Genomic DNA, 22,617 nt, shown 5'->3' on the forward strand with positions numbered 1-22,617 from the left:
GCGGCGGCACCGGGCCGGATCCGTTCCACCGGTACGCCCGATGATCGGTTGACACCAAGCGGCCGTGATCACCAATCTTTCGGGTGATTAGACCCCCCGCATTGGGGCTTGCCGCACTGCCTTCCTCACTTGCAAAGTTCCGAAACATGTTCGACATCCAGCTTTTCGGCCGGGTCGAGGTTCGGACCAGGGGCATCCTCCTGGCCGGTCCCGACTTCGGTGGAGACCGCCCGCGCCACCTGCTCGCCCTGCTCGCGTTGCGGGGTCCGCAGTCGACGGCGGAGCTGGCCGACGCGCTGGAAGAAAAGAAGAACGCCGTCGAGTCCGACATGTCCGTCCTGCGGGACACGATGGAGCCGGTCGTCCGCCACCAGCGTGGACGCTGGTCGCTCGACCTCGACCAGGTCCGGGTCGACGTCCACCGGTTCGACGAGCTGATCACCGCGGCCGAGGGCCGTCCGGCCGACCGCGCGGCCAAGCCGCTGACCGCGGCCGCCTTCCTGGCCAGCCGCCCGCTGCTCGAGGACGAGGACGCCCCGTGGGCCGCCGAGGCCCGCGCCGAGTACCGGGCCAAGCTCGTGATGGCCAACTCGGGTCGCACAATCGCTGTGTGAAGCTGCTGCCCGTACCGCTGGCCCCGGAGATCTCCCTCTACCTGGCCGACCAGGACGTCGGCCTCTTCGATCTGACCGGTGGCGAGTTCCGCAGCGACGAGCCGCCGCCGTTCTGGGCCTTCGTCTGGGCCGGCGGTCAGGCCCTGGCCCGCTATTTGCTCGACCATCCGGCCGTGGTGGCCGGGAAGAGGGTGCACGATCTCGCCACCGGCAGCGGAGTCGCCGCGATCGCGGCCGCCCGGGCCGGCGCGGCCGAGGTGGCCGCGACCGACCTCGATCCGGCCGCGGTGGCCGCGGCCCGGCGCAACGCCGCCGCCAACGACGTCACACTCAGTGCCGAGACCGGGACTCCGGACGTCCTGCTGGCGGGCGACGTCTTCTACAGCCCGGCGGTCGCCCCGGCCATCACCGCCACCCTGCGGGCCGCGCGGCGGGAAAACACGTTGGTCCTGGTTGGGGACCCCGGACGGGGGTACTTCCCCGAGCGGCTCTTCACCCAGGTGGCCGAGTACGTCGTGCCCGTGCCGGCCGCACTCGAGGAGACCGAGACGCTCGTCACAGGCGTATGGCAAATGCGCTGATGGTGACCGTGGGTTGATGACAATCGAGATGCGTTCATCACCCAACCAGTTGTAGGTTACAAGCAATCAACCGTTCGACCCGAGGACGGCACGCCGTGGATGCCCTCCCCCAACTCGCCGAAGAACTTGTCCGGTTCCACCGGCTCGCGACGCGGAGCAGGAGCATGCTCAGTGTCGGAGATCTCGGTGCGGAGTTCTCCGCGCTGATGCTGCTGTTTCCACTGCGGCACAAGGGCCCGATGCGGGCCACCGATCTCGCCGAGATCAAGCAGGCCGACCCCTCCACGATCAGCCGGCAGGTGGCACAACTGGTGAAGGCGAAACTGGCCCGGCGCGAGGCCGACCCCGAGGACGGCCGGGCATCACGCCTGGCCATCACCGAGGCCGGCCGGGCCGCGTGCGAGCAGCTCGAGGCGGCCCGCCAGGCGTGGCTGGCCGAGGCGCTCGAGGGCTGGCCGGCCGAGCGGATCGCCACCTTCGCCGCTCTCTTCGAACAATTCAACAGCTCGGTCGAGGCGCAGCTGCGCAACGAGCCGGCCGCAACTCCATCACGGGAGAACGCGTGAGCAACCCCACCACCAAACCCGCGTCCGCGGAATTCAGCCACCGGCAGATCCTGACGATCCTGGCCGGCCTCATGATGGGCATGTTCCTGGCCGCGCTGGACCAGACGATCATGGCCACGGCCACCCGCACGATCGCCGACGACCTGCACGGCTTCAACATCCAGGCCTGGGCCACCACGGCCTTCCTGATCACGTCGACGATCTCGACGCCCCTCTACGGCAAGCTCTCCGACCTTTACGGCCGGCGCCCGTTCTTCCTGTTCGCCATCGGCATCTTCGTCGTCGGCTCGATGCTCTGCGGCCTCTCGCAGAACATGTACGAGCTGGCCGCGTTCCGCGCCATCCAGGGCATCGGGGCCGGTGGCCTCATGTCGCTGGCCCTGGCCATCATCGGCGACATCGTGCCGCCCCGCGAGCGGGCCAAGTACCAGGGCTACTTCCTGGCCGTCTTCGGCACCGCGAGCGTCCTCGGCCCGATCCTGGGCGGCTTCTTCGCCGGCGCCGACACCATCCTGTGGGTCGACGGCTGGCGCTGGGTCTTCTACCTGAACGTCCCGATCGGCATCGCCGCCATGGCCGTCGTGGCCCGGGTCCTGCACCTGCCGCACACCCGCGTCGACCACCGCATCGACTGGCCCGGCGCGCTGGCCCTGATCGTCGGCCTGGTGCCGCTGCTGACGGTGGCCGAGCAGGGCCGCGACTGGGGCTGGGACTCCGGTCGCGCCTTCGCCTGCTACATCATCGGCGCGCTCGGCCTGGTGGCCTTCGTCCTGGCCGAGCGGGCCTACGGCGACGAGGCCCTGCTGCCCCTGCGCCTGTTCCGGAACCGCACGATCGCCGTCGGCGCCACCTCCAGCACGATCCTCGGCATGGCGATGTTCGGCGGCCTGATGACCGTCCCGCTCTACCTGCAGATCGTGAAGGGCTCGTCGGCCACCCTGGCCGGCCTGCAGATGATCCCGTTCGTCTTCGGCATCATGTCCGGCTCGATCATCTCCGGTCAGCTCATCGCCCGGACCGGCCGCTACCGGATCTTCCCGATCATCGGCAGCACCCTGATGGTGGCCGCGCTGGCCCTGTTCGCCACGATCGGCGCCGACACCCCGCTCTGGCGCACCATGCTGATCATGGTGCTGATGGGCCTCGGCCTGGGCGGCAACATGCAGCCGATGATCACCGCGGTGCAGAACGCGGTCTCCCCGCGCGAGATCGGCGTCGCCACCAGCTCGGTGACCTTCTTCCGCTCCATGGGCGGCACGCTGGGCACCGCGATCTTCCTGTCGGTGCTGTTCAACGTCCTGCCCGGCAAGATCAGTGACGCCTTCACGGCGGCCCGCTCGACGCCCGAGTTCCAGCAGGCCCTGCAGGCCGACCCGGCCCAGGCCCAGACGCTGCAGCAGGCCACGGCGGGTGGCGGCGACCTGAGCGACACGTCGTTCCTCAACAAGCTGTCCGACGTGATCGCCCACCCCTTCAAGGAGGGCTTCTCCGACGGCATCCAGGTCGTGTTCCTGCTCGCCCTGGCCGTCATGGTCATCGGCCTGATCGTCGTCTTCTTCCTGCCGGAGATCCCGCTGAGCATGCGCTCGGCCCAGCAGCAGCGCGCCGACGACATCCTCGCCGCCGAGAACAGCGACGGCGTCCCCGGCGAGGTGGGAGCGGGCCCCCTCCGCGACAAGCCGGATTCCACGTCGGCCTCGGAAACAGTCCCCGCAGGCAAAGACAAGAGCTGACGCACGGCACTTCAGCGGGGGGCCGGACACTCCCGGCCTCCCGCTTTCTTTGCCCTTGGCCCGGATACCGTGGCGGCATGGCTGTTGTGAAGATCAACGCGATCGACGTTCCCGAGGGCGCCGGCCCCGAGCTGGAGAAGCGGTTCGCCGCCCGCCAGGGCGCCGTCGAGAACGCGCCCGGTTTCCTGTCCTTCGAGCTGCTGCGCCCCGTCGCCGGCGAGACCCGCTACTTCGTCTACACCCGCTGGGAGACCGAGGAGGACTTCCAGGCCTGGTCGGCCGGCAGCGGCCGCGCCGCCCACTCCGGCGAGCGCGCCAAGCCCGTCGCCGGCGGCGCCTCCCTGCTCGAGTTCGACGTCGTCCAGCACGTCGGCAAAGCCTGACCGACCACCGCCCGACTTGGTGGCACCGTCAGGTGTCGGTGGGCCGGGAGCGGGCGGCCACGGCGAGCAGGCGGGCGGCTACGGCCTGGGGGTCGAGGCCCAGGCGCTGGGCGGTGTCGCGCAGGACGTCGCGGGCCTCGCGGACGCCGCAGCCGCGCTGGGCGATGATGACGCCGATGGCCTGGTCGACGGTGGCGCCGGCGCTCAGGGCGTCGCGGCGGCGCAGCTCGTCCAGCAGGACCTCGGACTGGCTGGCCAAAGCCATGGCGATCAGCAGGCGGTCGGGGCCGGGCGCGCCGGGCTCGTCGAAGTACAGGCTGAGCGCGCCCACCTCGGCCCGCGGCAGGTCGAGCGGGATGGCGGCGACGGCGCGGACCCGCTCGGCGCGGGCCACGCCGGCCAGTTCGGGCCAGCGTTGGTCCCCGGCCAGATCGGGCGCGATGACCAGCGCGCGGGTGCGGGCCGCCTCCAGGCCGGGTCCCGCGGTCCCCTGGTCGTACTGCAGGGCGTCCACTCCCTCGCCGGCGGGGCCGTGGCCGGTCCGGGTCGGCGGGCCGCCCTCACCGATCAGGGCGACCGAGCAGCGGATCGTGCCGGGCACCGCCCCCGCGGTGAACTGGGCCAGCCTTTCGAGGGCGGCGGTGAAGCTGTCGGCCGAGAGCAGCCGGGCCGACAGCTCGTGCAGCAGGCCGGCCAGCTCGAGCGGGTGTGGCCCGCTGGGGTCCGCCGGGCGGCCCGCGGGCGCGCGGAGGCGCCCGGGCCGGGTCAGCACCCGGGCGGGGCCACGCTGCGCGGAAGAAACCCGGCGATTTGGGGCAGGCACGCGGGGCATCCTGCCATGACCATTGACGATCACGTAAGCCTTGTGCCTCTACCGGGTGGTTTCGCCGGTGGCCGCGGCCTGATCCGACCGGCGGTGCTCCAGGAACGAGTCCGGCGCCGCCTCGAGGTCGGCCTCGCGCTCGTCCGAATCGGCGAGGATCGCCTCGGCCTGCGCGCGCGGGTCGGCGCTGCCCTGCTCCTCGGGGAGCAGATCGGCGGCCCGCTGCCTGATCCGGTCATCAGTCATGAGAGATCGGGTACCCGCGCCCGCCCTTCCCCCAAACCGCGCCGGGCCGGAGAAAGGGTGCGCCGCCCCCGGCGGACCGGGGACGGCGCGATATCGGTGTGCAGGTCGCCTCGCGGCGAGTGGCTCATCACGGCTCCAGCCGAACGGTATTCCGTGAAGGCAATGGGTGAGGCCCGGGGACACTGGGCACACCGACATCTGCTCTCAACGGTCGGACGGGGGTCACGATTCCGTTAGCCGATGTGACGCCCACCACAGCGTTTGTCGCCGGGTGCCGGGGGTAGTCCTCGGGCCGTGACCGATGAGTTTCGTGAGCTGGACGCCTTTCTGGACGACGCCTTCGACGCGCAGGAGCGGCTGAGCAGTGCCGACCTGCAGCGCCGGGCCATCGCGGCCGATCTGCCGGCCACGGCCATGACCCGGATCGACGCGCTGCCGGACGGCGAGTACGCACAGGACGAGGCAGCCGAGGCCCTGCGGGTCCTCTAAACCGAACGGGAAGGGAAGGCATGGAGCCGATCGGCGATCCGGACGAGCAGGAGGACTTCGCCTCGGAGCACAGCGACACCGCTGTCGACGAGGACGTCACCGCGGACCGGGACGACAGCGAGCCCGAGAGCCCGGATGGCTCGTCCGGCCTCGAAAAGGACGGGCCACCCTGAAAAGCCGCCCCTCGCGCTGAGGGGCGGCTTTTTCGACGGTGAAAGATCAGTCGCCCTCGGCGGCGTGCTTGGAGATGTCGTAGGCCATCTGCAGGAAGTCGGAGACCGCAGTGGCCGTCAAAGTCGTCGCGGCCAGGCGGGTGAGGCGCGGGGCCAGCACGAGACCACCGGTGAGGCCGGTGGCGACCCACACCGCCAGGCAGAACGGGCACGTGATGAGCTCGCCGATCCCGTGTTTCAGGGAGCTGCCGTGGTCGCGTACTTCTTCGTTGAGTTCGGCCGCGCCGGCCGGCTCGCTGTAACGGGTGAACGGCGCCCTCAGCGGACTCGTGACCGAGTCCTTGGCGATCAGCCGGCTCAGCTTGTGGGTGGCGATCGACAGCAGCGCCACGTCACCCAGGGAGGGGCGCTCCGGCGCGGGCTTCCCGGTGACCTTCGCGGCGGCGGCCAGGCTCGCGGCCAGGGCACTGAAGGCGCCCATGGCGGCGAGGTAGCCGGCGAGCGGCCGGTGCTCGTGGGGGGCGTACGACTGGCCGACGCGCGCCAGCCGGGCGCGCAGCGTCTCGGTCAAGGTGGCTCCTTACTGGAAGTCCTGGGTCAGCCGGTCCTGGTCGACCTCGCGCCCGGGATTGCGGGCCAGGTACTCGGTCTCGAGCTCGGCGGTCCGCTTGAAGTGGTTGGCCAGGGCGGCGTCGGGCCCGTGCCGGAGGGTGGCCAGCCGGGTGCGGTAGAGGCTGCCCAGCTCGCGGAACAGGTCCTCGTCGGCCAGGCCGGCGGGGTCGATCCCGTTCTCCATGAGGGGCGCCGAGGAGTCCTGGGCATCGGTCATGGCGTACCTCCGTGGGCGCGGGTGGTCGGTGTGCTGCCAGCACGGTTGCCCGTGCGGGCGGGGGTCAAACCCACGCCGGTACGCTCAAGGGCATGAAGGGCCTGTGGACTCCGGCGTGGATCGCCCGGCACGTCCTGGCGCTGATCCTGTTCTTCGGGTGCCTGGTGCTGGGCTGGTGGCAGTTCAGCCGTGCCACCGGGGGCAACGCGATCAGCTGGGGCTACATGTTCGAGTGGCCGGTCTTCGCGGGCTTCGTGGTCTTCCTCTGGTGGCGTGAGGTCCAGCTCGCCCGGCGCAAGCTGGACCCGTCGCACGGCGACGAGCCGGAGCCGGAGAGGCTCCCAGGTACGGCTGTTACCGTCGGCCGGCCGGTCCGGGTGGCCGTGCGCCCGGCCGCGGACGCCGATGATCCCGAGACGGCCGCCTACAACGACTATCTGGCCTGGTTGAAGGAACACCCGGGGGCCCGCCCAGGCGACTACCCCGGGCCGAAGTAGAAGAAGGACGTGCCACTGTGCAGGGAGCCCTGACCCGCTACCGGATCATCGCCTACATCGTCGGCGTGGGCCTGCTCGCGCTCGTGGTGGTCGGCATGCCGCTGAAGTACCTGGCCGACAACGCCTCCGTGGTCGCGGTCGTCGGCCCGCTGCACGGCTTCCTGTTCATGGTCTACCTGGCGCTGACCTTCGACCTGTCCCGCCGGGCGAATTGGCCGTTCCCCCGCATGATCGCCGTGATGCTGGCCGGCACGATCCCGTTCCTGTCGTTCTGGGTCGAGCGCAAGGTGAGCAAGCAGTGGATTCCGGAGCGTCAGGCCGAGCTTGCGAATAGTCCGGCTTGAGAGGGACCATCAACACATTGTCCCGGCCGAATGACTATCTGTTATCGGGATCAATGACGCAAAGCGGTCCGCAGTCTTAAATCACTCTGTGACAGCTTGCATTTGATGTTTCCCCCGATAAGTTAATGCGGTTGGTTCGGTCCGCAGCCACTCCCCTCGGTGGCGCCGGCCAACGCCGCCCAATCCTGCGTGACGACCGCCGCCCTCCCCCGAGCGCGCAAAGTCCCACGCCGGAGCCGGGAAACCGTGTTTCTGGGGTGAATCCGCGTGCGCGCGGGAGGGCTTCTTCCGGGCCCCAACCCGACAGCTGACCCGGTAGGCGGCCAAGCGGAAGAAAGGCCACTAACCGGTGCCACACCTCCGTACGAGGCTTCGGGCGCTCGCAGTCGCGACCATGGCTGTCGCGATCACCGGGTCTCTGGCGACGGCCGCGCACGCGGCGCCGTCCACGAGCGAGCTCACCAAGAAGATCGAGGCGGCGTCCAACCAGCTCGAGGACGTCACCGAGAACTACAACAAGATGCGCATCAACCTGCAGAAGACGATCGCGGACGAGAAGAAGCTCGCGGCGTCCCTGGCTCCGGCCCAGGCCGCGCTCAAGACCGCCAGCGCCCGCGTCGGCACCCTCGCGGCGACGACGTACAAGCAGGGCCGGGTCGGCCCGATGACCGCTCTGCTGACCGGTGGACAGGACGACCTGGTCGACAAGATCAGCTATCTCGACCAGATCACCCGGTCCAACCAGCGCGACATCGACGCCTACACCGAGGCGACCCAGAACTTCAGCTCCCGCCAGGCCGCCCTCAAGGCGACCCAGGCCAAGCAGCAGGCTCAGGTCACGGCGCTGGCCACCCAGAAGACCGGCATCGAGAAGGACATCAAGAAATTGATGGCCATGCGTACCCAGGCCTACGGCCAGGCGCAAGAGACCCCCACCAAGTACAACGGTCCCGTTCCGACCATCGCGGGTTCGGCCGGCAAGGCTGTCTCGTTCGCTTATGCCCAGCTCGGCGAGGCGTACGTGTTCGGCGCCGACGGCCCCAGCACCTGGGACTGCTCGGGCCTGACAATGGGCGCGTGGGCCGCGGCGGGCAAGTCGCTGCCGCACAACACCGAGGCCCAGTGGAGTGCGACGACCCGCATCAGCAAGTCCGAGCTGCAACCCGGCGACCTCGTGTTCTACCGAAGTCTCGGGCACGTCGCGATCTACGTCGGCGACGGCATGATCATTCATGCGCCGCACACCGGCACGGTGGTCAAGAAGGTTTCCATCAACGTCATGACCCCGTACGGATACGGCCGGGTCTAGCGACCCGCCAGCGCACACGATGAAGGCCGGTACCCGTCGGGTACCGGCCTTTCGCGTCTGTGGGCGGGGGGAGGAAGGAACCTTACGCGGCCTGCAGGCCCTCGGCCCGGGCCAGCTCACGCAGCCGGCCGAGCGCCTGGATCTCGAGCTGGCGGATGCGCTCGCGGCTGAGCGAGAAGCGCGAGGCCACCTCGGTCAGCGAGTGCTCCCGGCCGTCCTCGAGGCCGTAGCGGGCCCGCATGATGCCGGCCGACCGGTCGTCGAGGTGGTTGAGCAGACCCTCGATGCGCTGGCGCTCCAGGGCGGTCAGGACGATGTCCTCGGGCGAGGGGGCGTCGCTGTCGGCCACCAGGTCGCCGAGGTTGGTGTCGCCGTCGTCGCCGACCGGCGTGTCCAGGGACACCGTGTCCTGGGCCCAGCGGGTGAGCTCGTTGACCCGCTCCACGGTCACACCGAGCGCGGCCGCGACCTGCTCGGGCTCGGGGTCGCCGCCCAGCTCGCGGACGAGCTGACGGGTGACGTTGCGCATCCGGTTGACGTCCTCGACCAGGTGCACGGGGAGACGCACGGTGCGCTCCTGCTGGGCGATGGCCCGGCTGATGGCCTGACGGACCCACCAGGTCGCGTACGTCGAGAACTTGTAGCCGCGCTCGTAGTCGAATTTCTCGACCGCGCGGACCAGGCCGGTGTTGCCCTCCTGGATGAGGTCGAGCATCGGCATGCCGGAACGCACGTAGCGCCGGGCGATCGACACGACCAGCCGCAGGTTGGCCCGGATGAACAGGTCCTTGGCCTTCTGGCCCTCGGTGACCAGCCGCTCCAGCTCCTCGCGGCTCACGCCGCGCTTGGCCTCGCCGGTCTCGAGCAGGTGCTCGGCGTACAGGCCGGCCTCGATCGCCTTGGAGAGCTCCACCTCCCGCGCGGCGTCCAGAAGCGGCGTCCGTGAGATCTCGTGCAGGTAGACGCCAACGAGGTCGCGCTCTTCGGCAACCTGATCGGTCCTCAAGACGGTGCTCTTCTCCACGTTGCCCACGGTCCCCTCATTGCCATCACTACTAACCCCGCTACGGGCGATACCTGTGTCCATCAGTTCCTCCCCGTAACGTCCGCAGTTCGCGTATTGCGGTTACTGGCATCTACACAACAAATTGCTGCCTGTACTGATTCCGGCTGGTGGGTCGAAAGTGTCACGAATGCCTGGGTGATAGCTGAGAGCCCAGTGCGTAGTTCCTGAGCAGGTGTCACTCCGCTGGCATTCCCACGCGCCCTGGTTGTCGGCAGCGCTGACAGACGGATACCCGTCGCTCGTCCCATGACACCACCGGTCCCTCATCGATCACAGCGACGGGCATCACCAAGGTCCTTGGGACGCTCGTCACCACCCTGTACGGCCGAGTGGCTTCCCGGGTTCAGGTGGTGGATCGTCAGGTTCGCTACGGGTCTGAAACAAAAGCACCATCGAAAAGATCCCGAGGCGTTCACCGAACGGGACCACCTGCCACAATGCGGCACGCGGCGGCGCAGTTCACTCGCCCGCACGGGTGATGCCCAGGCGAGTGACCCACCGTTCGACAACGGTTCGGAGCGCCCGGACCATCCGGACGGCCGGGGTGACGAAAAACACAGCGGGAGGGCACATGGGCGAGGGCACGGTTCTGATCACCGGCGGGGCCGGCGGCATCGGCTCGGCGGCGGTCGAGAGGTTCGTGGCGGAGGGCTGGCGGGTGGTCGCCCCGGTCCGTCCGGGGTCGTCCGGACGGCTGCCCTCGGGTGCCGTGGCGGTGGAGGGCGACCTCCAGAAGGAGACCGAGGTCACCGCGGCCATGGCGGTCGCGGCGGCCGAGGCCGGCGCTCCGTTGCGGGCGGTGGTCAACCTGGTGGGCGGTTTCGCGGTCGGCGGGAAGATCCACGAGACGCCGATCGCCGGGCTCGACGCCATGCTCGCGGCCAACCTGCGGCCGACGTATCTGGTCACCGCGGCCGCCCTGCCCCACCTGGTGGCGGCCGGCGGTGGCTCGGTGGTCTGCGTGGCCGCGCGGGCGGCCCTGGCCCCGTTCCCCGGCGGGTCGGGCTACGCGATCGCCAAGGCGGCCGTGCTGGCCTTCGCGAGCTCGGTCGCGGCCGAGTACAAGGGCAGCGCGGTCCGGTGCAACACCCTCCTGCCCGCGATCGTCGACACCCCGCTCAACCGGCGGGACATGCCCGACGCCGATCCGGGCAAGTGGACGAGCGCCGAGGAGGTCGCCTCGGTGCTGCTCTTCCTGACCTCGGACGCGTCGCGGCCGACGACGGGCGCGCAGATTCCCGTCTAGAGCAGTTCGGCGAACTGGTAGCCGAGGACGGTGACCATGGCCGCCAGGGTGGCCGCGCCGGCGAGCAGGAGGCCGCGGCGCCGGGACACCGGGGAGGACGAGAGCGCCGCGTGCAGCGCGGCCGAGACCTCGTCGGGCGTGCCATTGGCGTCGATCACGACGAAGGACGGGAACTCCGGCAGGGAGCGGTAGGCGGCGTCGGCGGCGGTGAGGTAGGCCATCGACTCGTGGTCGTAGCCGCGGGCGTCGATCCGCTGCTGGGCCACGGCCGGGTCGACGGCCAGCAGGAAGGTCACGTCCGGCTTCGGGAAGAGGCGGTACGCGAGGCGGGCGCGGCGCTCGGCGGCCGGACGGGCGCCGCGCGACCGCAGGCTCGCGTACTGGCAGTAGGCGTACCTGTCCATGACCACCACGCCACCGACCAGCGCGCGCCACAGCAGCGTGCGCAGCATGGCCAGCCAGCGCAGCACCGACTCGACCAAGAGCATCGCGCGCCGGCCGATCAGATCCTCCGCGTCGCGCTTGCCCAGCCGCACGGCCACCTTGCCGACCCAGTGCCGGCCGCCGGCGTTGCGCCGGTAGACGGCGGGCCGCCCGGCCGCGGCGAGCTCCTCGGCCAGCCGGTGGGCCTGCGTCGTCTTGCCGGAGCCGTCGATGCCGATCAGCGCGATCGTGCGGAGGGTCATGCCAACCAACGGTAACCGGCAGGTGCACATGCGGTTTTCCGGCGACGGCGGTCATCGGCGTACCAAAATGGGGGTTCCAGTGGATTTGCCCGAAGATCCACAAGGTCGGCGGTTCAAACGCGGGGCCGCCCGGGTAGTCGTAACCGGCACAGGACCGCACCCGTCGACAGGGGGAGAACATGCCGCACCAGGTGGACGAGGGCCTGGCCACCACGTTGAAAAAGGTCGCCTCGACGCTCAAGGCGGCGGCCATCCCGTTCGCGCTGGGCGGGAGCTTCGCGGTGTGGGCGCACGGCGGCCACTCCAGCGACCACGACGTGGACTTCCTGCTCCGCGAGCAGGACAAGGAGCAGGCGCTGGCCGAGCTGGCCAAGGTGGGCTTCCGCACCGAACAGCCGCCCGAGGACTGGCTGGTCAAGGTCTACGACTCCGACCGGATGGTGGACTTGATCTACCGCCCGGTGGAGACGCCGGTGACCGACGAGACGCTGCGCGACACCGAGCAGATCTCGGTCGAGGCCATCTACATGCCGGTGCTCTCGGCCAGCCAGCTGATGATCCACAAGTTGATGAGTTACAGCCAGCACTACTGCGACTTCGCCACGGGACTTCCGGTGGCCCGTTCGCTGCGCGAGCAGATCGACTGGGACCGGGTCCGGCGGGAGACGCGCAAATCACCGTACGCCGAGGCGTTTCTGATTCTGCTGGACCGGCTGGACGTCGTTCCGCTGCCCGAGGCGCTGGCAACCAAGTGAAGGGCCGGGACCTATGACGAACGACATCGATCTCGAGGCCGAGATCCAGAGGCTGCTCACCGAGCACGACCGGATCGCCGAGCAGGGCATCACGGTTCAGCGCCGGGACCACTCGATCGTGCTCGGCGGCGAGGTGGAGAGCGCGCAGCGCCGGGACGAGATCTGCCGGCAGATCACCTCGCGCTACCCCGAGGTGGAGATCACCTGCGACATCGGCATCACTCGGGCCCAAGCGCCCAGTGAGGTGGAGGAGATTTCATGATCCGGATCGCCGCCGTGGGCGACGTCCACGTGGACAAGGACGTGGTGGGCCGCTACCGGCCCGCCCTGGAGGAACTGCCGGACCGCGCCGACGCGCTGCTGATCGCCGGGGACCTGACCCGGCACGGCACGGTCGAGGAGGCGCAGTGCTTCGCCAAGGAGTTCGGCGGCCTGGCCGTGCCGGTCGTCGTGGTGCTCGGCAACCACGATCACCAGAGCGACCAGCAGGAGCAGGTCACCGGGGTGCTCGAGGACGCCGGGATCACCGTGCTCGAGGGCGCGGCCACCGTGCTCGAGCTCAACGGCCACCGGCTGGGCGTGGCCGGCACCAAGGGCTTCGGCGGCGGGTTCGCCGGGGCCTGCGCCAGCAACTTCGGCGAACGCGAGATGAAGGACTTCGTCGGCACCAGCGAACGGTACGCGGCGGCGCTGCGCGAGGCGCTGCACTCGGTCGAGTGCGACGCGCTGGTGGCCCTCACCCACTACGCGCCGGTGCCCGAGACGCTGGTCGGCGAGCCGTTGGAGATCTACGCGTTCCTGGGCTGCTACCAGCTCGGGCAGGCGATCGACTCGGCGCCGGTCGCGCTGGCCCTGCACGGGCACGCGCACCACGGATCCGAGCGCGGACGGACCCCGGGCGGGGTGCCCGTCCGCAACGTCGCGCACCCCGTGATCAAGCAGGCGTACAACGTGTACCAGCTGCTCTCGGAAGAGATCGAGACGTCACTCACGTCCGTGTGAGAACCACGTTTAGAGAAACCGGGCGTTCGGGTACCTGGGGCGCATGGACGTACTCCTTTGGATCCTCGCAGTCATTCTGGTGGTCGCCGGTATCCTCGCCCTGTTCCGGCGGCAGCTCCTCTGGGGAATTGTGCTGATCATCGTGGGCCTCCTGGTCGGCCCCGGCGGCGTCAGCATCTTCACCTGATCCCCCGCCCCAACGATCTAAGTCCCCCGGTAAACCTCAGAGCCGGGGCCACCTGAACGGGTGGCCCCGGCTCCATTCATATGCGGGCCGCACTGTTCGTGCGATGACGTTCCGCGGATTTCTGACTGAATCAATTCCGGAAATCCGTCGATCTTCATCGCGAGGTGGCTCTGTCGTGGCCGAGGTTCATCACTTCACGTACGGCGTCTTCAACCCGCTCGCCGCCTATCTGCTGGCCTTTCTCGGCTCGTTCTTCGGGCTGCTGGGCACGGCGCGAGCACGGGACGCCCGTACGGCCGGCCGGCGCAACCGCTGGCTGGTCATCTCGGCCTTCGCGATCGGGGGCGGCGCCATCTGGCTGATGCACTTCGCGGCCATGCTCGGCTTCGAGGTGCCGGACAGCCCGGTGCGCTTCGACATCCCGATGACCGTGCTGAGCCTCGTCTTCGCCGTGGCCGCGGTCGGCACCGGCCTGCTGATCGTCGGGCACGGCCGGCGCAGCCTGCCCAAGGTGATCGCGGCCGGCGTGCTGACCGGCGGCGGGGTGCTGGCCATGCACTACACCGGCATGTACGGCATGCACGTGGCCGGCGAGATGCGGTACAACCTGGCCCTGGTCGTCGCCTCGGCCCTCATCGCGGTGGTCGCGTCGACCGTGGCCCTGTGGTTCGCCATTTCGGTCCGCGGCTGGGTCCCGATCAGCGGCGCCGCCGCCATCATGGGAGTGGCCGTCTGCGGCATGCACTACACGGGCATGGCCGCGATGTCGGTCCACCTCGACCCGAGCGCGACGGCCGCCGTCGACGGCTTCCGGCCCCTCACGATGATCGTGCCGATCACCCTGATCACCGCGGCCACCATCGTCGGGGTGGCGCTGAGCGCGCTGCAGGCGATGACCGAGGAGGAGTTCACCGACGGGGCGGGCACGCCGCGCCGGGGGGCGCACGCCGACACCGCCGTCCCGTGGTCGCTCAAGCAGGCCACGATCGCCACGCCGACCGTCCGGCGGCCCTCGCCGCGCCCGGTTCCCGTGCGGACGCCCACCAACGGGTGAGGTGTCCGGTACGTTCTCGGCATGGCGCCCCGGATGTTGCTGTCGATGCCGTTGCACGCGATCACCGAGGTGTACGGCGAGGCCGGCCTGCGCGAGCGGCTCCTGCTGGAGCTGGAGTCGTTCCCGGCCGGCGAGCGGGAGCGGCTGGTCGAGGCGCTCGACCTGGCGGCCCGGCTGCACGCGAACGACCGGCGGGTGCGCGAGCCGTACCTGAACCACCTGCTCCGGGTGGCCATCCGGATCATCAGGTACTACGGGGTGCGCGACGTCGACGTGCTGAGCGCGGCCCTGCTGCACGACGCCGTCGAGGACCACCCGGCCGAGCTGGCCGGGCGGTCCTCGGGCACCTATCAGGAGCTGACCGACGCCGCGATCGCCGAGCTGGCCCGCCGGTTCGGCCCGCGCACGGCCGAGCTGGTCCGCTCGGTCACCAACCCGGAGTACGACCGCGACCGGGACCGCCACGAGCAGTACCGGCAGCACGTGGCGGACAGCCTGGAACGCGACCCGTGGGCCCGGGTGATCAAGGTCTCGGACTTCACCGACAACGGGGTGGGCGTGGTCCACACGACCCCGGAGAAAGCCTTCAAAGCGGCCGTCAAGTACCGCCCGCTGGTCCCGAAGCTGCGCGAGCTGGTCGGCCGGCCCGACACGCCGCTGTCGATCGCCGCCAAGGACCACATCCTCGACCAGCTGGACCTGGCCGAGGAGAGATTCGCCGCCATCCTGGACGATTAGCCTGGGGGTATGCCCCGCTCAGAACAATGGTGGCGCGACGCCGTCATCTACCAGGTCTATCCCCGCTCGTTCGCCGACAGCGACGGCGACGGGATGGGCGACCTGCCCGGCATCACCGGGCGCCTGCCCTATCTGCGAGAGCTCGGCATCGACGCCGTGTGGCTCTCCCCGTTCTATCCCTCGCCGCAGCACGACGCGGGCTACGACGTGGCCGACTACCGCGGCGTCGACCCGCGCTTCGGCGACCTCGGCGACGCCGACAAGCTGATCGCCGAGGCGCACCACCTGGGGCTCAAGCTCATCGTCGACCTGGTGCCCAACCACACCTCCAGCGAGCACGAGTGGTTCCGGGCCGCCCGGGCGGCCGCGAAGGGCAGCCCGGAGCGGGCCCGCTACATCTTCCGCGACGGCAAGGGGCCGGACGGCTCGGAGCCGCCGAACTCGTGGCAGAGCGTCTTCGGTGGGAGCGCCTGGGAGCGGCTGCCCGACGGGCAGTGGTACCTGCACCTGTTCGACGTCACCCAGCCCGACCTCAACTGGGACAACCCGGAGGTGCGGGAGGAGTTCGCCGGCATCCTGCGGTTCTGGCTGGACCGGGGCGTGGACGGCTTCCGGGTCGACGTCGCGCACGGCCTGATCAAGGACAAGGACCTGGCCGACTGGACGTCGACCAGCCAGATCCTCGGTGGTCTGGAGCCGGCCGGCCCGCCGCCGCCGATGTGGGACCAGGAGGGCGTGCACGCGATCTACCAGCAGTGGCGTTCGACCCTGGACGAGTACGAAGGCGGCCGCATCCTGGTCGCCGAGGCGTGGGTGCAGCCGGCGTCCCGGCTCGCCCGCTACGTCCGGGCCGACGAGATGCACCAGGCCTTCAACTTCCCGTACCTGGACGCGCCGTGGGCCCCGGCCCGGCTGGCCGAGATCATCGACGAGTCGCTGGCCGCCAACGACGAGGTGGGCGCGACCACGACCTGGGTGCTGTCCAACCACGACGTGGTGCGGCACTCGACCCGGCTCGGCTACCCGGTCGGGCAGGCCCGGATGCACGGCATCGGCGCCGGGGACCCGCAGCCCGACACCGCGCTCGGCCTGCGCCGGGCCCGGGCGGCCACGCTGCTGATGCTCGCCCTGCCCGGCTCGGCCTACCTCTACCAGGGCGAGGAGCTCGGGCTGCCCGAGCACACGACGATGCCCGACGACGTCCGCGAGGACCCGGCCTGGGAGCGTTCCGGGCACACCGAGCGGGGCCGGGACGGCTGCCGGGTGCCGCTGCCGTGGGAGGCCGACGCGCCCTCGTACGGCTTCGGCCCGAGCGACAAGAGCTGGCTGCCGCAGCCCGCGGTCTGGGCCGAGTACGCGGCCGACCGCCAGCAGGGGGTGCCCGGCTCGACCTGGGAGCTCTACCGCTCCGCGCTGGCCATCCGGCGCGAGCACGGTCTGGGCGGCGGCCGGCTGACCTGGTCCGGCAAGTCCGACTCTCTGTCCTTCACCAACGGTGACGTGCTGGTGGTGACCAACTTCGGGCCGGACGCGGTCGAGCTACCGGCCGGGGCCACCGTCCTGCTGAGCAGCGAGCCCCTCGACGACGGGCGGGTACCCACCGACGTCACCGTCTGGGCGCGCCTCTAGGGCCGCCGCGCGGGTCAGCAGGGCGGCGTGGGTGTCGGCCATGTCCTTCGCCACCGTCCTGCTGGCCAGCCAGAACATCACGCCGGTGGGCACCCAGAAGAGCTGGAAGGCGGCCAGCCCGACCGCGTAGTTGAGCGGCGGCGGGAACGCGCCGGCCAGCCCGCGGAAGGCCACCGCGACCATGGCGTTGCCACCGGCCCGGCCGAATCCGTTGACCAGGTTGCCCAGGCTGTAGACGGTGCCGCGGTGCTCGGGCGGATTGACGTCGGCGATCAGGGCGAACCAGTTGGGCGAGTTGGCCGAGGTCAGCATCAGCGCGAAGACGGCCGTGGCCAGGCAGAGGCCGACCGTGGGCGAGGTGAAGACGCTGCCCAGCACGGCCCCGATGATCGCGCCCGTCCCGCCGCCGTCCGGGACCTCGATGTCCATCGGGACGAAGAACAACACGATGTAGAACGGGACGGCCGCGACGACCCCGGCCGAGGCGACCAGGGCGCGGCCCCGGGGCGTACGGCGCTGAAGCCGGTCGCCGGCCAGGCCGCCCAGGATCGACAGGGCGCCGCCGAGCTGGAACAGCGTGGCGAAGACGCTGCCCACCAGCACGGCCGTGCCGGCCGAATAGCCCTGGTCCTCGGCCCGCGACCGGAACAGCACGGGCAGCCAGACCAGCGACCCGAGGGCGATCTGGGCCGTGCTGCCCTGCAGGATCAGCCAGATGTTGGTGCGCCGGCGCAGGATCAGGGGCAGGTGGTCGTGGTGGATCCGCTCGTCGTAGTCGACCCCGGCCAGCTCGGGCTGGCTGTCGCCGCGGGGCACGTTGTAGGTGAACATGTACGCCACCCCGGCCACGACGCCGGCCACCGCGGTGATCAGGAACGGCTCCCGCCAGTTCGAGTGGCCGAGCAGGCCGCCGACCAGGGTGCCACCGAGCGTGCCGACCCCCTGGGAAAGGCCCCAGAAGCTCATTACGAGGCCGCGCCGCTTGGGCGAGATCAGGTCGCTGACCACGGCGAAGCTCACCGAGGCGACCGCGCCCAGGCCGAACGAGGCGACGATCTGGGCGATCAGGAAGCTCGGGTAGCTGCCGGCCAGACCCGACCACGCGGTGCCGGCGACCCAGATGAGCGTGCCGAGGATCAGCACCGGCTTGCGGTCGGTGCGATCCCCGGCGTACGCGAAGCCGATCGCGGCCACCGCGCTGATCAGGAACATGATCGTGGTGGCGAGGGCGATGTGGCCCTCGCCGACCCCGAAGGCGTCCCCGATGCTGCCGTAGAGCGGCGGCACCAGGCCGATGGCGACGTTGTCGAGCGAGGCGAGGACCACGAACACCACCACGCTGTACGCGCGATGGGCGGCGCCTCCCCTGCTCACCCGCAAAGGTTAGCGGGCGCGATCGACAACCGCCCCCTGCGCGACTGCGTACTGCTGCCGGATGAGCGGAACCGGCGTGGCCTCGTACGTCTCCGGCGACTCAGCCGTCCACACGGGCGGCTCGTCACCGCCGAGGGCGACCCAGGCCGCCTGACGGGCCGCGCCGTCGGCCACGTACTCACCGGGCGGCGGCACGAGCACCGGCAGGCCGAACAGCTCGGGCGCGATCCGGCGGACCGCCTCGCTGCGGGCGCCCCCGCCGACGAGCACGATCCGGTTGGCCGTGGCCCCGTTCGCGACCAGCGCGTCGAGACCGTCGGCGAGCGCGCACAGCATGCCCTCGACCGCGGCCCGGGCCAGGTGGGCCGGGTCGGAGGTCTTGAGCGTGAGGCCGTGGACGGCCCCGGTGGCGTCCGGCCGGTTCGGCGTGCGCTCGCCCTCCAGGTACGGCACGAGCACGAGCCCGTCGGCGCCGGCCGGAGCGCTGAGCGCGAGCCGGGACAACTCGGCGTGGTCGACGCCGAGCAGCTTGGCCGCCGCGTCGAGGACCCGGGCCGCGTTCAGCGTCACCACGATCGGCAGGAACCGGCCGGTGGTGTCAGCGAACCCGGCCACCGTGCCGGTCGCGTCATTCGGCGAGACCTCGGAGCTCACGAAGACCGTGCCCGAGGTGCCGATCGAGACGATCACGTCGCCGGTGCCGGCCCCGGTGCCCAGCGCGGCCGCCGCGTTGTCACCGGCGCCCGGGCCGAGCGGGGCGCCGTTGGGCAGGTGCCCGGCGATGCCCTGGGGGCCGAGCACCTCGGGCACCTTGATCCGCCGCCCGAAGCCCAGCTCGAGCAGGTCGAGCCGGTATTCATTCGTCCTGGCCGACCAGTACAGCGTGCCGCTGGCGTCGCTGCGGTCGGTCCTGATGTCGTCGATGTTCGTCGACCCGGTGAGTTTCCAGGTCAGCCAGTCGTGCGGCAGGCAGACGGCGGCCACCCGGGCCGCGTTCTCCGGCTCGTTCTTCGCCAGCCAGCGCAGCTTGGTCAGGGTGAAGCTGGCCACCGGCACGATGCCGACCGCCTCGGCCCACTTGTCCCCACCGCCGAGCTCGGCGATGAGGTCGGCGGCCGCGCCGGCGCTGCGCGTGTCGTTCCACAGCAGCGCCGGGCGGACCACCTCGCCGTTCTCGTCGAGCACCACCATGCCGTGCTGCTGGCCGGCGACCGAGGCCGCGGCCACGTCGTCCAGGCCGCCGGCCTGCTCGATCGCCTCCTGCAGGGCGGACCACCAGGCATCCGGATGCACTTCGGTGCCCTCCGGATGGCTCGCCCGGCCCTGACGGACCAGCTTGCCGGTCTCCGCGTCGCGGATGACCACCTTGCAGGACTGGGTGGAGCTGTCGATCCCGGCTACAAGCGTCATGTCGTCCCTTAGCTCAGTTCGCGCGGAGCAGGTGGTCGATGGCCAGCTGGTGCAGCTTCACGAAACCGTAGCCCTGGGCGCCGGCCGCGTCGACGTCGTAGTCCTCGAAGGCGCTCTTGTCGTTGAGCAGGTCCTGGTAGGTCTCGCCCGGGTTCAGGGTCGGGGTCTCCAGCTCGAGGACCTTGCTGGCGCGCAGCGCCTCCTGCACGGCCGGGTCGGCCCGGAACTCCTGCGCGCGCTCCTTGAGCAGCAGGTACATCCGCATGTTGGCCTTGGCCGACTCCCACACGCCGTCGAAGTCCTCGGTGCGGGACGGCTTGTAGTCGAAGTGGCGGGGGCCGTCGTACTTGGGGCCGCCGCCGATCGGGCCGTGCTCGAGCAGGTCGACCAGGGAGAACGCGTTGAGCAGGTCGCCGTGGCCGAAGACCAGGTCCTGGTCGAACTTCACGCTGTGCTGGCCGTTCAGGTCGATGTGGAAGAGCTTCTTCTGCCACAGCGCCTGGGCGATGCCCTGGGTGAAGTTGAGGTTGGACATCTGCTCGTGCCCGGTCTCCGGGTTGATGCCGAACAGCTCGGGGCGCTCGAGCTCGTAGGTGAACGCGATCGCGTGGCCGAGCGTGGGCAGCAGGATGTCGCCGCGGGGCTCGTTCGGCTTGGGCTCGATGGCGAACCGCAGGCCGTAGCCCTTGTCCTCGGAGTACTGGGCGACGAGGTTGAGGCCCTCGCGGTAGCGGTCGAGGGCGGCGTTGATGTCCTTGGCCACGTCGTACTCGGCGCCCTCACGGCCGCCCCACAGCACGAACGTCTTGGCGCCCAGCTCGGCCGCGAGGTCGACCTGGCGGAGAACCTTGCGCAGCGCGTACCGGCGTACGGACCGGTCGTTGCTCGTGAAAGCGCCGTCCTTGAACACCGGGTGGCTGAAGGTGTTGGTGGTGACCATCGGGACGATCACGCCGGTCTCTTCGAGGGCCTTCTTGAAGCCGCCGATGATGCCGTCGCGGGTCTGGGCGTCGGAGCCGAACGGCACCAGGTCGTCGTCGTGGAACGTGATGCCGTAGGCGCCGAGCTCGGCGAGCTTGTGCACCGCCTCGACCGGGTCGAGGTGCGGACGCGTGGCCGAACCGAACGCGTCCTGGGCCTGCCACCCGACCGTCCAGAGGCCGAATGAGAACTTGTCTTCGCGTGTGGGCTGGACCGGCACGGTTACCTCCACGTAACAGCTCGGATTTGTTTAGTGGTTGAATTATTTGGCGGCCGTGTGGCAATGTCAAGGCCATGAACGGTCGTCTGATGAGTCCTTCCCGGGCGCCCGTCCGTCAATCGAGCGTGCGGGCCCACAATCTCGCACTGGTGTTGCAGACAGTGGCAAACAGCGCAGATCGCCCGTCGCGGGCCGGGATAGCGGCCGCCACCGGGCTCACCCGGGCCACCGTGAGCGCCCTGGTCGACGACCTGATCGCCGGTGGGCTGCTGACCGAGCACGGCCCCGCGCCCCGCAACGGCGCCGGGCGGCCGGCCACCGCTCTCGCCCTCTCGCCCGACGGCCCGGCCGGTCTGGGCCTCGAGATCAACGTCGACTACCTGGCCGCCTGTGTGGTCGACCTCACCGGCGCCGTCCGCCACCGCTTCATGACCGGGGCGCCGTCCTTGGCCGGGCTGGCCGAGCTCGCCGAGCGGGCCCGGGCCGCGGCCGCCGAGGACGGGCTCGAGCTGGCCGGGGCCGCGCTGGCCGTGCCCGGCCTGGTCGGCGCGGGCGGGCTGGTCCGGGTCGCGCCCAACCTGGGCTGGCAGGACGTGGACGCGATCGCGTTCCTGCGCGGCGTGCCGGCCCTGGCCGACCTCTCGATCACCGTGGAGAATGAGGCCAACCTGGCCGCCCTGGGTGAGCTGTGGGCCGGTGAGGGCGAGCCCACCTTCGTCTACGTCTCCGGCGAGGTCGGCATCGGCGCCGGCATCGTGCTCGACGGCGACCTCTACCGCGGCGGGCGCGGGTGGAGCGGCGAGATCGGGCACGTCACCGTCTACCCGGACGGGCGGCCCTGCCGCTGCGGCGCGAACGGCTGCCTGGAGCAGTACGCGGGCGTGGCCATGGTCGCCGAGGACCCGGCGCTGGCCGCGGCCGCGCTCGGCATCGCGCTGTCGGCCGTGGTCAACCTGCTCGACCTGGACGTCATCGTGCTCGGCGGCGGTTACGCGCCGGCGTTCGGCCAGCTGCGCGACGGGATCGAGGCCGAGCTGTCCCGGCGGGTGCTGACCGCCGGGCTGGCCCCGGTCACGGTCCGGCCGGCCGCGCTCGGCGCCGACGCGGCCGTGCGGGGTGCGGCCGGCGCGGTGATCCGCGGGGTGCAGGAGGACCCGGCGCGATGGCTCGCTCAGGCCGTCTGAGCCGGGGCGGCCTCACCCGTCTCGCCGGTCGCGGCGGCGAACTCGGTCAGGCCGCGCAGCAGCGCCGACCGCCCGGCGGGCGACATCTTCTCCAGCACGGTGGTCAGCGACTGGCGGCGGATGCGCCGCAACTCGGCCAGCAGACCACGGGAGGCCGGGGTCAGGTAGAGCGCGATCTCCCGCCGGTCGGCCCGGCCCGGCACCCGCTCGACCATGCCCGAGGCGACCAGCCGGTCGCACAGCCGGCTGGCCGAGGACAACAGCATCGACAGCTCGGCCGCGAGACCGCCCAGATTGAGACCCTCGGCCCGCTCGAGCGCGAGCAGCGCGCTGAGCTGGACCGACGACAGACGCGGGGTGACCTGCTCGCGGGCCACGTCCCAGGCGAGCAGCAGGGCTTGCGCCGCGTCGTCGATCGCCGCGGCGTGCATCGGGTCCGGCCCGTCCGGCCCCTGGTAAACGGCCATGGTGCAGCAGAGACTACTCGTACGGGCGGAT

Annotated in this window: 29 protein-coding genes and 1 riboswitch; of the genes, 19 read left to right on the forward strand and 10 right to left on the reverse strand. The window is 70.7% G+C overall.

Translation table 11 applies throughout. The features are described 5' to 3' along the window. The first annotated feature begins 146 nt into the window (after window positions 1–146). The 5 genes from AB0J66_RS42435 to AB0J66_RS42455 all read left to right on the forward strand — a co-directional run bounded on the left by AB0J66_RS42435 (window position 147) and on the right by AB0J66_RS42455 (window position 3,877). Window positions 147–614: a hypothetical protein gene (locus AB0J66_RS42435; RefSeq protein WP_364673174.1), complete on the forward strand. Its 468-nt coding sequence runs from the start codon at window positions 147–149 to the stop codon at window positions 612–614. Then, window positions 611–1,195, forward strand: a complete 585-nt coding sequence (locus tag AB0J66_RS42440; protein ID WP_364673175.1) for a 50S ribosomal protein L11 methyltransferase — start codon at window positions 611–613, stop codon at window positions 1,193–1,195. The genes AB0J66_RS42435 and AB0J66_RS42440 overlap by 4 nt, the downstream gene beginning before the upstream one ends. A gap of 164 nt (window positions 1,196–1,359) precedes the next feature. Beyond that, window positions 1,360–1,761 carry a MarR family transcriptional regulator gene (locus tag AB0J66_RS42445; RefSeq protein ID WP_364673177.1) on the forward strand — a complete coding sequence of 134 codons (402 nt, stop codon included), beginning with the start codon at window positions 1,360–1,362 and terminating at the stop codon, window positions 1,759–1,761. Further along, window positions 1,758–3,494 (forward strand): MDR family MFS transporter, encoded by a 1,737-nt coding sequence (locus AB0J66_RS42450; protein WP_364673179.1) that lies wholly within the window; start codon window positions 1,758–1,760, stop codon window positions 3,492–3,494. Before AB0J66_RS42445 ends, AB0J66_RS42450 begins: the two co-directional genes overlap by 4 nt. Before the next feature lie 77 nt (window positions 3,495–3,571). Continuing rightward, the gene (locus AB0J66_RS42455) at window positions 3,572–3,877 is read left to right on the forward strand and encodes an antibiotic biosynthesis monooxygenase (protein WP_364673181.1); all 306 of its coding nucleotides are present in this window, start codon (window positions 3,572–3,574) and stop codon (window positions 3,875–3,877) included. 28 nt (window positions 3,878–3,905) lie between these two features. On the opposite strand, the gene AB0J66_RS42460 is transcribed toward AB0J66_RS42455, so the two are convergent. Both AB0J66_RS42460 and AB0J66_RS42465 read right to left on the reverse strand, forming a co-directional pair. After that, window positions 3,906–4,700, reverse strand: coding sequence for an ANTAR domain-containing protein (locus tag AB0J66_RS42460; RefSeq protein ID WP_364673183.1), 795 nt, complete (start codon window positions 4,698–4,700; stop codon window positions 3,906–3,908). Between the two features lie 48 nt (window positions 4,701–4,748). Then, window positions 4,749–4,946: a hypothetical protein gene (locus AB0J66_RS42465; RefSeq protein ID WP_364673185.1), complete on the reverse strand. Its 198-nt coding sequence runs from the start codon at window positions 4,944–4,946 to the stop codon at window positions 4,749–4,751. A gap of 294 nt (window positions 4,947–5,240) precedes the next feature. Here AB0J66_RS42465 and AB0J66_RS42470 point away from each other — a divergent pair, with 294 nt between their 5' ends. Continuing rightward, window positions 5,241–5,435, forward strand: a complete 195-nt coding sequence (locus AB0J66_RS42470) for a hypothetical protein (RefSeq protein ID WP_364673187.1) — start codon at window positions 5,241–5,243, stop codon at window positions 5,433–5,435. Between the two features lie 20 nt (window positions 5,436–5,455). Then, window positions 5,456–5,608 carry a hypothetical protein gene (locus AB0J66_RS42475; protein ID WP_364673188.1) on the forward strand — a complete coding sequence of 51 codons (153 nt, stop codon included), beginning with the start codon at window positions 5,456–5,458 and terminating at the stop codon, window positions 5,606–5,608. Window positions 5,609–5,654: 46 nt separating this feature from the next. On the opposite strand, the gene AB0J66_RS42480 is transcribed toward AB0J66_RS42475, so the two are convergent. Beyond that, the gene (locus tag AB0J66_RS42480) at window positions 5,655–6,179 is read right to left on the reverse strand and encodes a DUF1360 domain-containing protein (protein WP_364673190.1); all 525 of its coding nucleotides are present in this window, start codon (window positions 6,177–6,179) and stop codon (window positions 5,655–5,657) included. Window positions 6,180–6,188: 9 nt separating this feature from the next. Further along, window positions 6,189–6,437, reverse strand: coding sequence for a DUF6158 family protein (locus AB0J66_RS42485; RefSeq protein ID WP_364673192.1), 249 nt, complete (start codon window positions 6,435–6,437; stop codon window positions 6,189–6,191). A 92-nt stretch (window positions 6,438–6,529) separates the two neighbouring features. Here AB0J66_RS42485 and AB0J66_RS42490 point away from each other — a divergent pair, with 92 nt between their 5' ends. The 3 genes from AB0J66_RS42490 to AB0J66_RS42500 all read left to right on the forward strand — a co-directional run bounded on the left by AB0J66_RS42490 (window position 6,530) and on the right by AB0J66_RS42500 (window position 8,587). Then, window positions 6,530–6,934, forward strand: a complete 405-nt coding sequence (locus AB0J66_RS42490; RefSeq protein ID WP_364673194.1) for a hypothetical protein — start codon at window positions 6,530–6,532, stop codon at window positions 6,932–6,934. 17 nt (window positions 6,935–6,951) lie between these two features. Continuing rightward, on the forward strand, window positions 6,952–7,278 hold the full coding sequence (locus AB0J66_RS42495; protein ID WP_364673196.1) for a DUF3817 domain-containing protein: 327 nt from the start codon (window positions 6,952–6,954) through the stop codon (window positions 7,276–7,278). 206 nt (window positions 7,279–7,484) lie between these two features. Next, window positions 7,485–7,615: riboswitch (cyclic di-AMP (ydaO/yuaA leader) on the forward strand. Between the two features lie 57 nt (window positions 7,616–7,672). Continuing rightward, complete coding sequence (locus AB0J66_RS42500) at window positions 7,673–8,587, forward strand: C40 family peptidase (RefSeq protein ID WP_364673198.1); 915 nt, start codon at window positions 7,673–7,675, stop codon at window positions 8,585–8,587. A gap of 82 nt (window positions 8,588–8,669) precedes the next feature. Here the strand turns inward: AB0J66_RS42500 and AB0J66_RS42505 are convergent, their stop codons facing one another. Then, the gene (locus AB0J66_RS42505) at window positions 8,670–9,674 is read right to left on the reverse strand and encodes a sigma-70 family RNA polymerase sigma factor (protein WP_364673200.1); all 1,005 of its coding nucleotides are present in this window, start codon (window positions 9,672–9,674) and stop codon (window positions 8,670–8,672) included. Between the two features lie 550 nt (window positions 9,675–10,224). Here AB0J66_RS42505 and AB0J66_RS42510 point away from each other — a divergent pair. After that, complete coding sequence (locus AB0J66_RS42510; protein ID WP_364673202.1) at window positions 10,225–10,899, forward strand: SDR family NAD(P)-dependent oxidoreductase; 675 nt, start codon at window positions 10,225–10,227, stop codon at window positions 10,897–10,899. Here AB0J66_RS42510 and AB0J66_RS42515 read toward each other — a convergent pair. Beyond that, window positions 10,896–11,585: a dTMP kinase gene (locus AB0J66_RS42515; protein WP_364673203.1), complete on the reverse strand. Its 690-nt coding sequence runs from the start codon at window positions 11,583–11,585 to the stop codon at window positions 10,896–10,898. The genes AB0J66_RS42510 and AB0J66_RS42515 overlap by 4 nt on opposite strands. Before the next feature lie 179 nt (window positions 11,586–11,764). Between AB0J66_RS42515 and AB0J66_RS42520 the strand changes: the two genes are divergently transcribed. From AB0J66_RS42520 to AB0J66_RS42550, 7 genes are all read left to right on the forward strand, one after another. Next, window positions 11,765–12,340 (forward strand): nucleotidyltransferase, encoded by a 576-nt coding sequence (locus tag AB0J66_RS42520; RefSeq protein WP_364673205.1) that lies wholly within the window; start codon window positions 11,765–11,767, stop codon window positions 12,338–12,340. 13 nt (window positions 12,341–12,353) lie between these two features. Beyond that, complete coding sequence (locus tag AB0J66_RS42525; protein WP_364673206.1) at window positions 12,354–12,602, forward strand: hypothetical protein; 249 nt, start codon at window positions 12,354–12,356, stop codon at window positions 12,600–12,602. Next, window positions 12,599–13,342: a metallophosphoesterase gene (locus AB0J66_RS42530; RefSeq protein WP_364673208.1), complete on the forward strand. Its 744-nt coding sequence runs from the start codon at window positions 12,599–12,601 to the stop codon at window positions 13,340–13,342. The genes AB0J66_RS42525 and AB0J66_RS42530 overlap by 4 nt, the downstream gene beginning before the upstream one ends. A gap of 43 nt (window positions 13,343–13,385) precedes the next feature. Then, a complete protein-coding gene (locus AB0J66_RS42535; RefSeq protein ID WP_179855124.1) occupies window positions 13,386–13,529 on the forward strand; it encodes a GPGG-motif small membrane protein in 144 nt (47 codons plus the stop codon). A gap of 175 nt (window positions 13,530–13,704) precedes the next feature. Then, the gene (locus AB0J66_RS42540; RefSeq protein ID WP_364673210.1) at window positions 13,705–14,583 is read left to right on the forward strand and encodes an MHYT domain-containing protein; all 879 of its coding nucleotides are present in this window, start codon (window positions 13,705–13,707) and stop codon (window positions 14,581–14,583) included. Window positions 14,584–14,604: 21 nt separating this feature from the next. Continuing rightward, the gene (locus AB0J66_RS42545; RefSeq protein WP_364673212.1) at window positions 14,605–15,321 is read left to right on the forward strand and encodes an HD domain-containing protein; all 717 of its coding nucleotides are present in this window, start codon (window positions 14,605–14,607) and stop codon (window positions 15,319–15,321) included. A gap of 9 nt (window positions 15,322–15,330) precedes the next feature. Then, entirely contained in the window at window positions 15,331–16,950 is a 1,620-nt protein-coding gene (locus AB0J66_RS42550) for an alpha-amylase family glycosyl hydrolase (RefSeq protein ID WP_364673214.1), read from the forward strand. Here the strand turns inward: AB0J66_RS42550 and AB0J66_RS42555 are convergent. Genes AB0J66_RS42555 through xylA form a run of 3 tightly spaced genes read right to left on the reverse strand, consistent with a single transcriptional unit; the run spans window position 16,861 to window position 20,935 of the window. Further along, on the reverse strand, window positions 16,861–18,324 hold the full coding sequence (locus AB0J66_RS42555) for an MFS transporter (RefSeq protein WP_364673216.1): 1,464 nt from the start codon (window positions 18,322–18,324) through the stop codon (window positions 16,861–16,863). The genes AB0J66_RS42550 and AB0J66_RS42555 overlap by 90 nt on opposite strands. Before the next feature lie 9 nt (window positions 18,325–18,333). Further along, complete coding sequence (xylB, locus tag AB0J66_RS42560; RefSeq protein WP_364673218.1) at window positions 18,334–19,734, reverse strand: xylulokinase; 1,401 nt, start codon at window positions 19,732–19,734, stop codon at window positions 18,334–18,336. Between the two features lie 13 nt (window positions 19,735–19,747). Then, window positions 19,748–20,935 (reverse strand): xylose isomerase, encoded by a 1,188-nt coding sequence (gene xylA / locus AB0J66_RS42565; RefSeq protein ID WP_364673220.1) that lies wholly within the window; start codon window positions 20,933–20,935, stop codon window positions 19,748–19,750. 74 nt (window positions 20,936–21,009) lie between these two features. Here xylA and AB0J66_RS42570 point away from each other — a divergent pair, with 74 nt between their 5' ends. Further along, complete coding sequence (locus AB0J66_RS42570; protein ID WP_364673221.1) at window positions 21,010–22,119, forward strand: ROK family protein; 1,110 nt, start codon at window positions 21,010–21,012, stop codon at window positions 22,117–22,119. Here AB0J66_RS42570 and AB0J66_RS42575 read toward each other — a convergent pair. After that, window positions 22,107–22,586 carry a MarR family transcriptional regulator gene (locus tag AB0J66_RS42575; protein WP_364673222.1) on the reverse strand — a complete coding sequence of 160 codons (480 nt, stop codon included), beginning with the start codon at window positions 22,584–22,586 and terminating at the stop codon, window positions 22,107–22,109. The two genes, AB0J66_RS42570 and AB0J66_RS42575, sit on opposite strands and share 13 nt — an antisense overlap. Window positions 22,587–22,617 lie beyond the last annotated feature (31 nt).

Origin of the sequence: Actinoplanes sp. NPDC049598, assembly GCF_040675435.1 — a bacterium.
Lineage (GTDB): Bacteria > Actinomycetota > Actinomycetes > Mycobacteriales > Micromonosporaceae > Actinoplanes.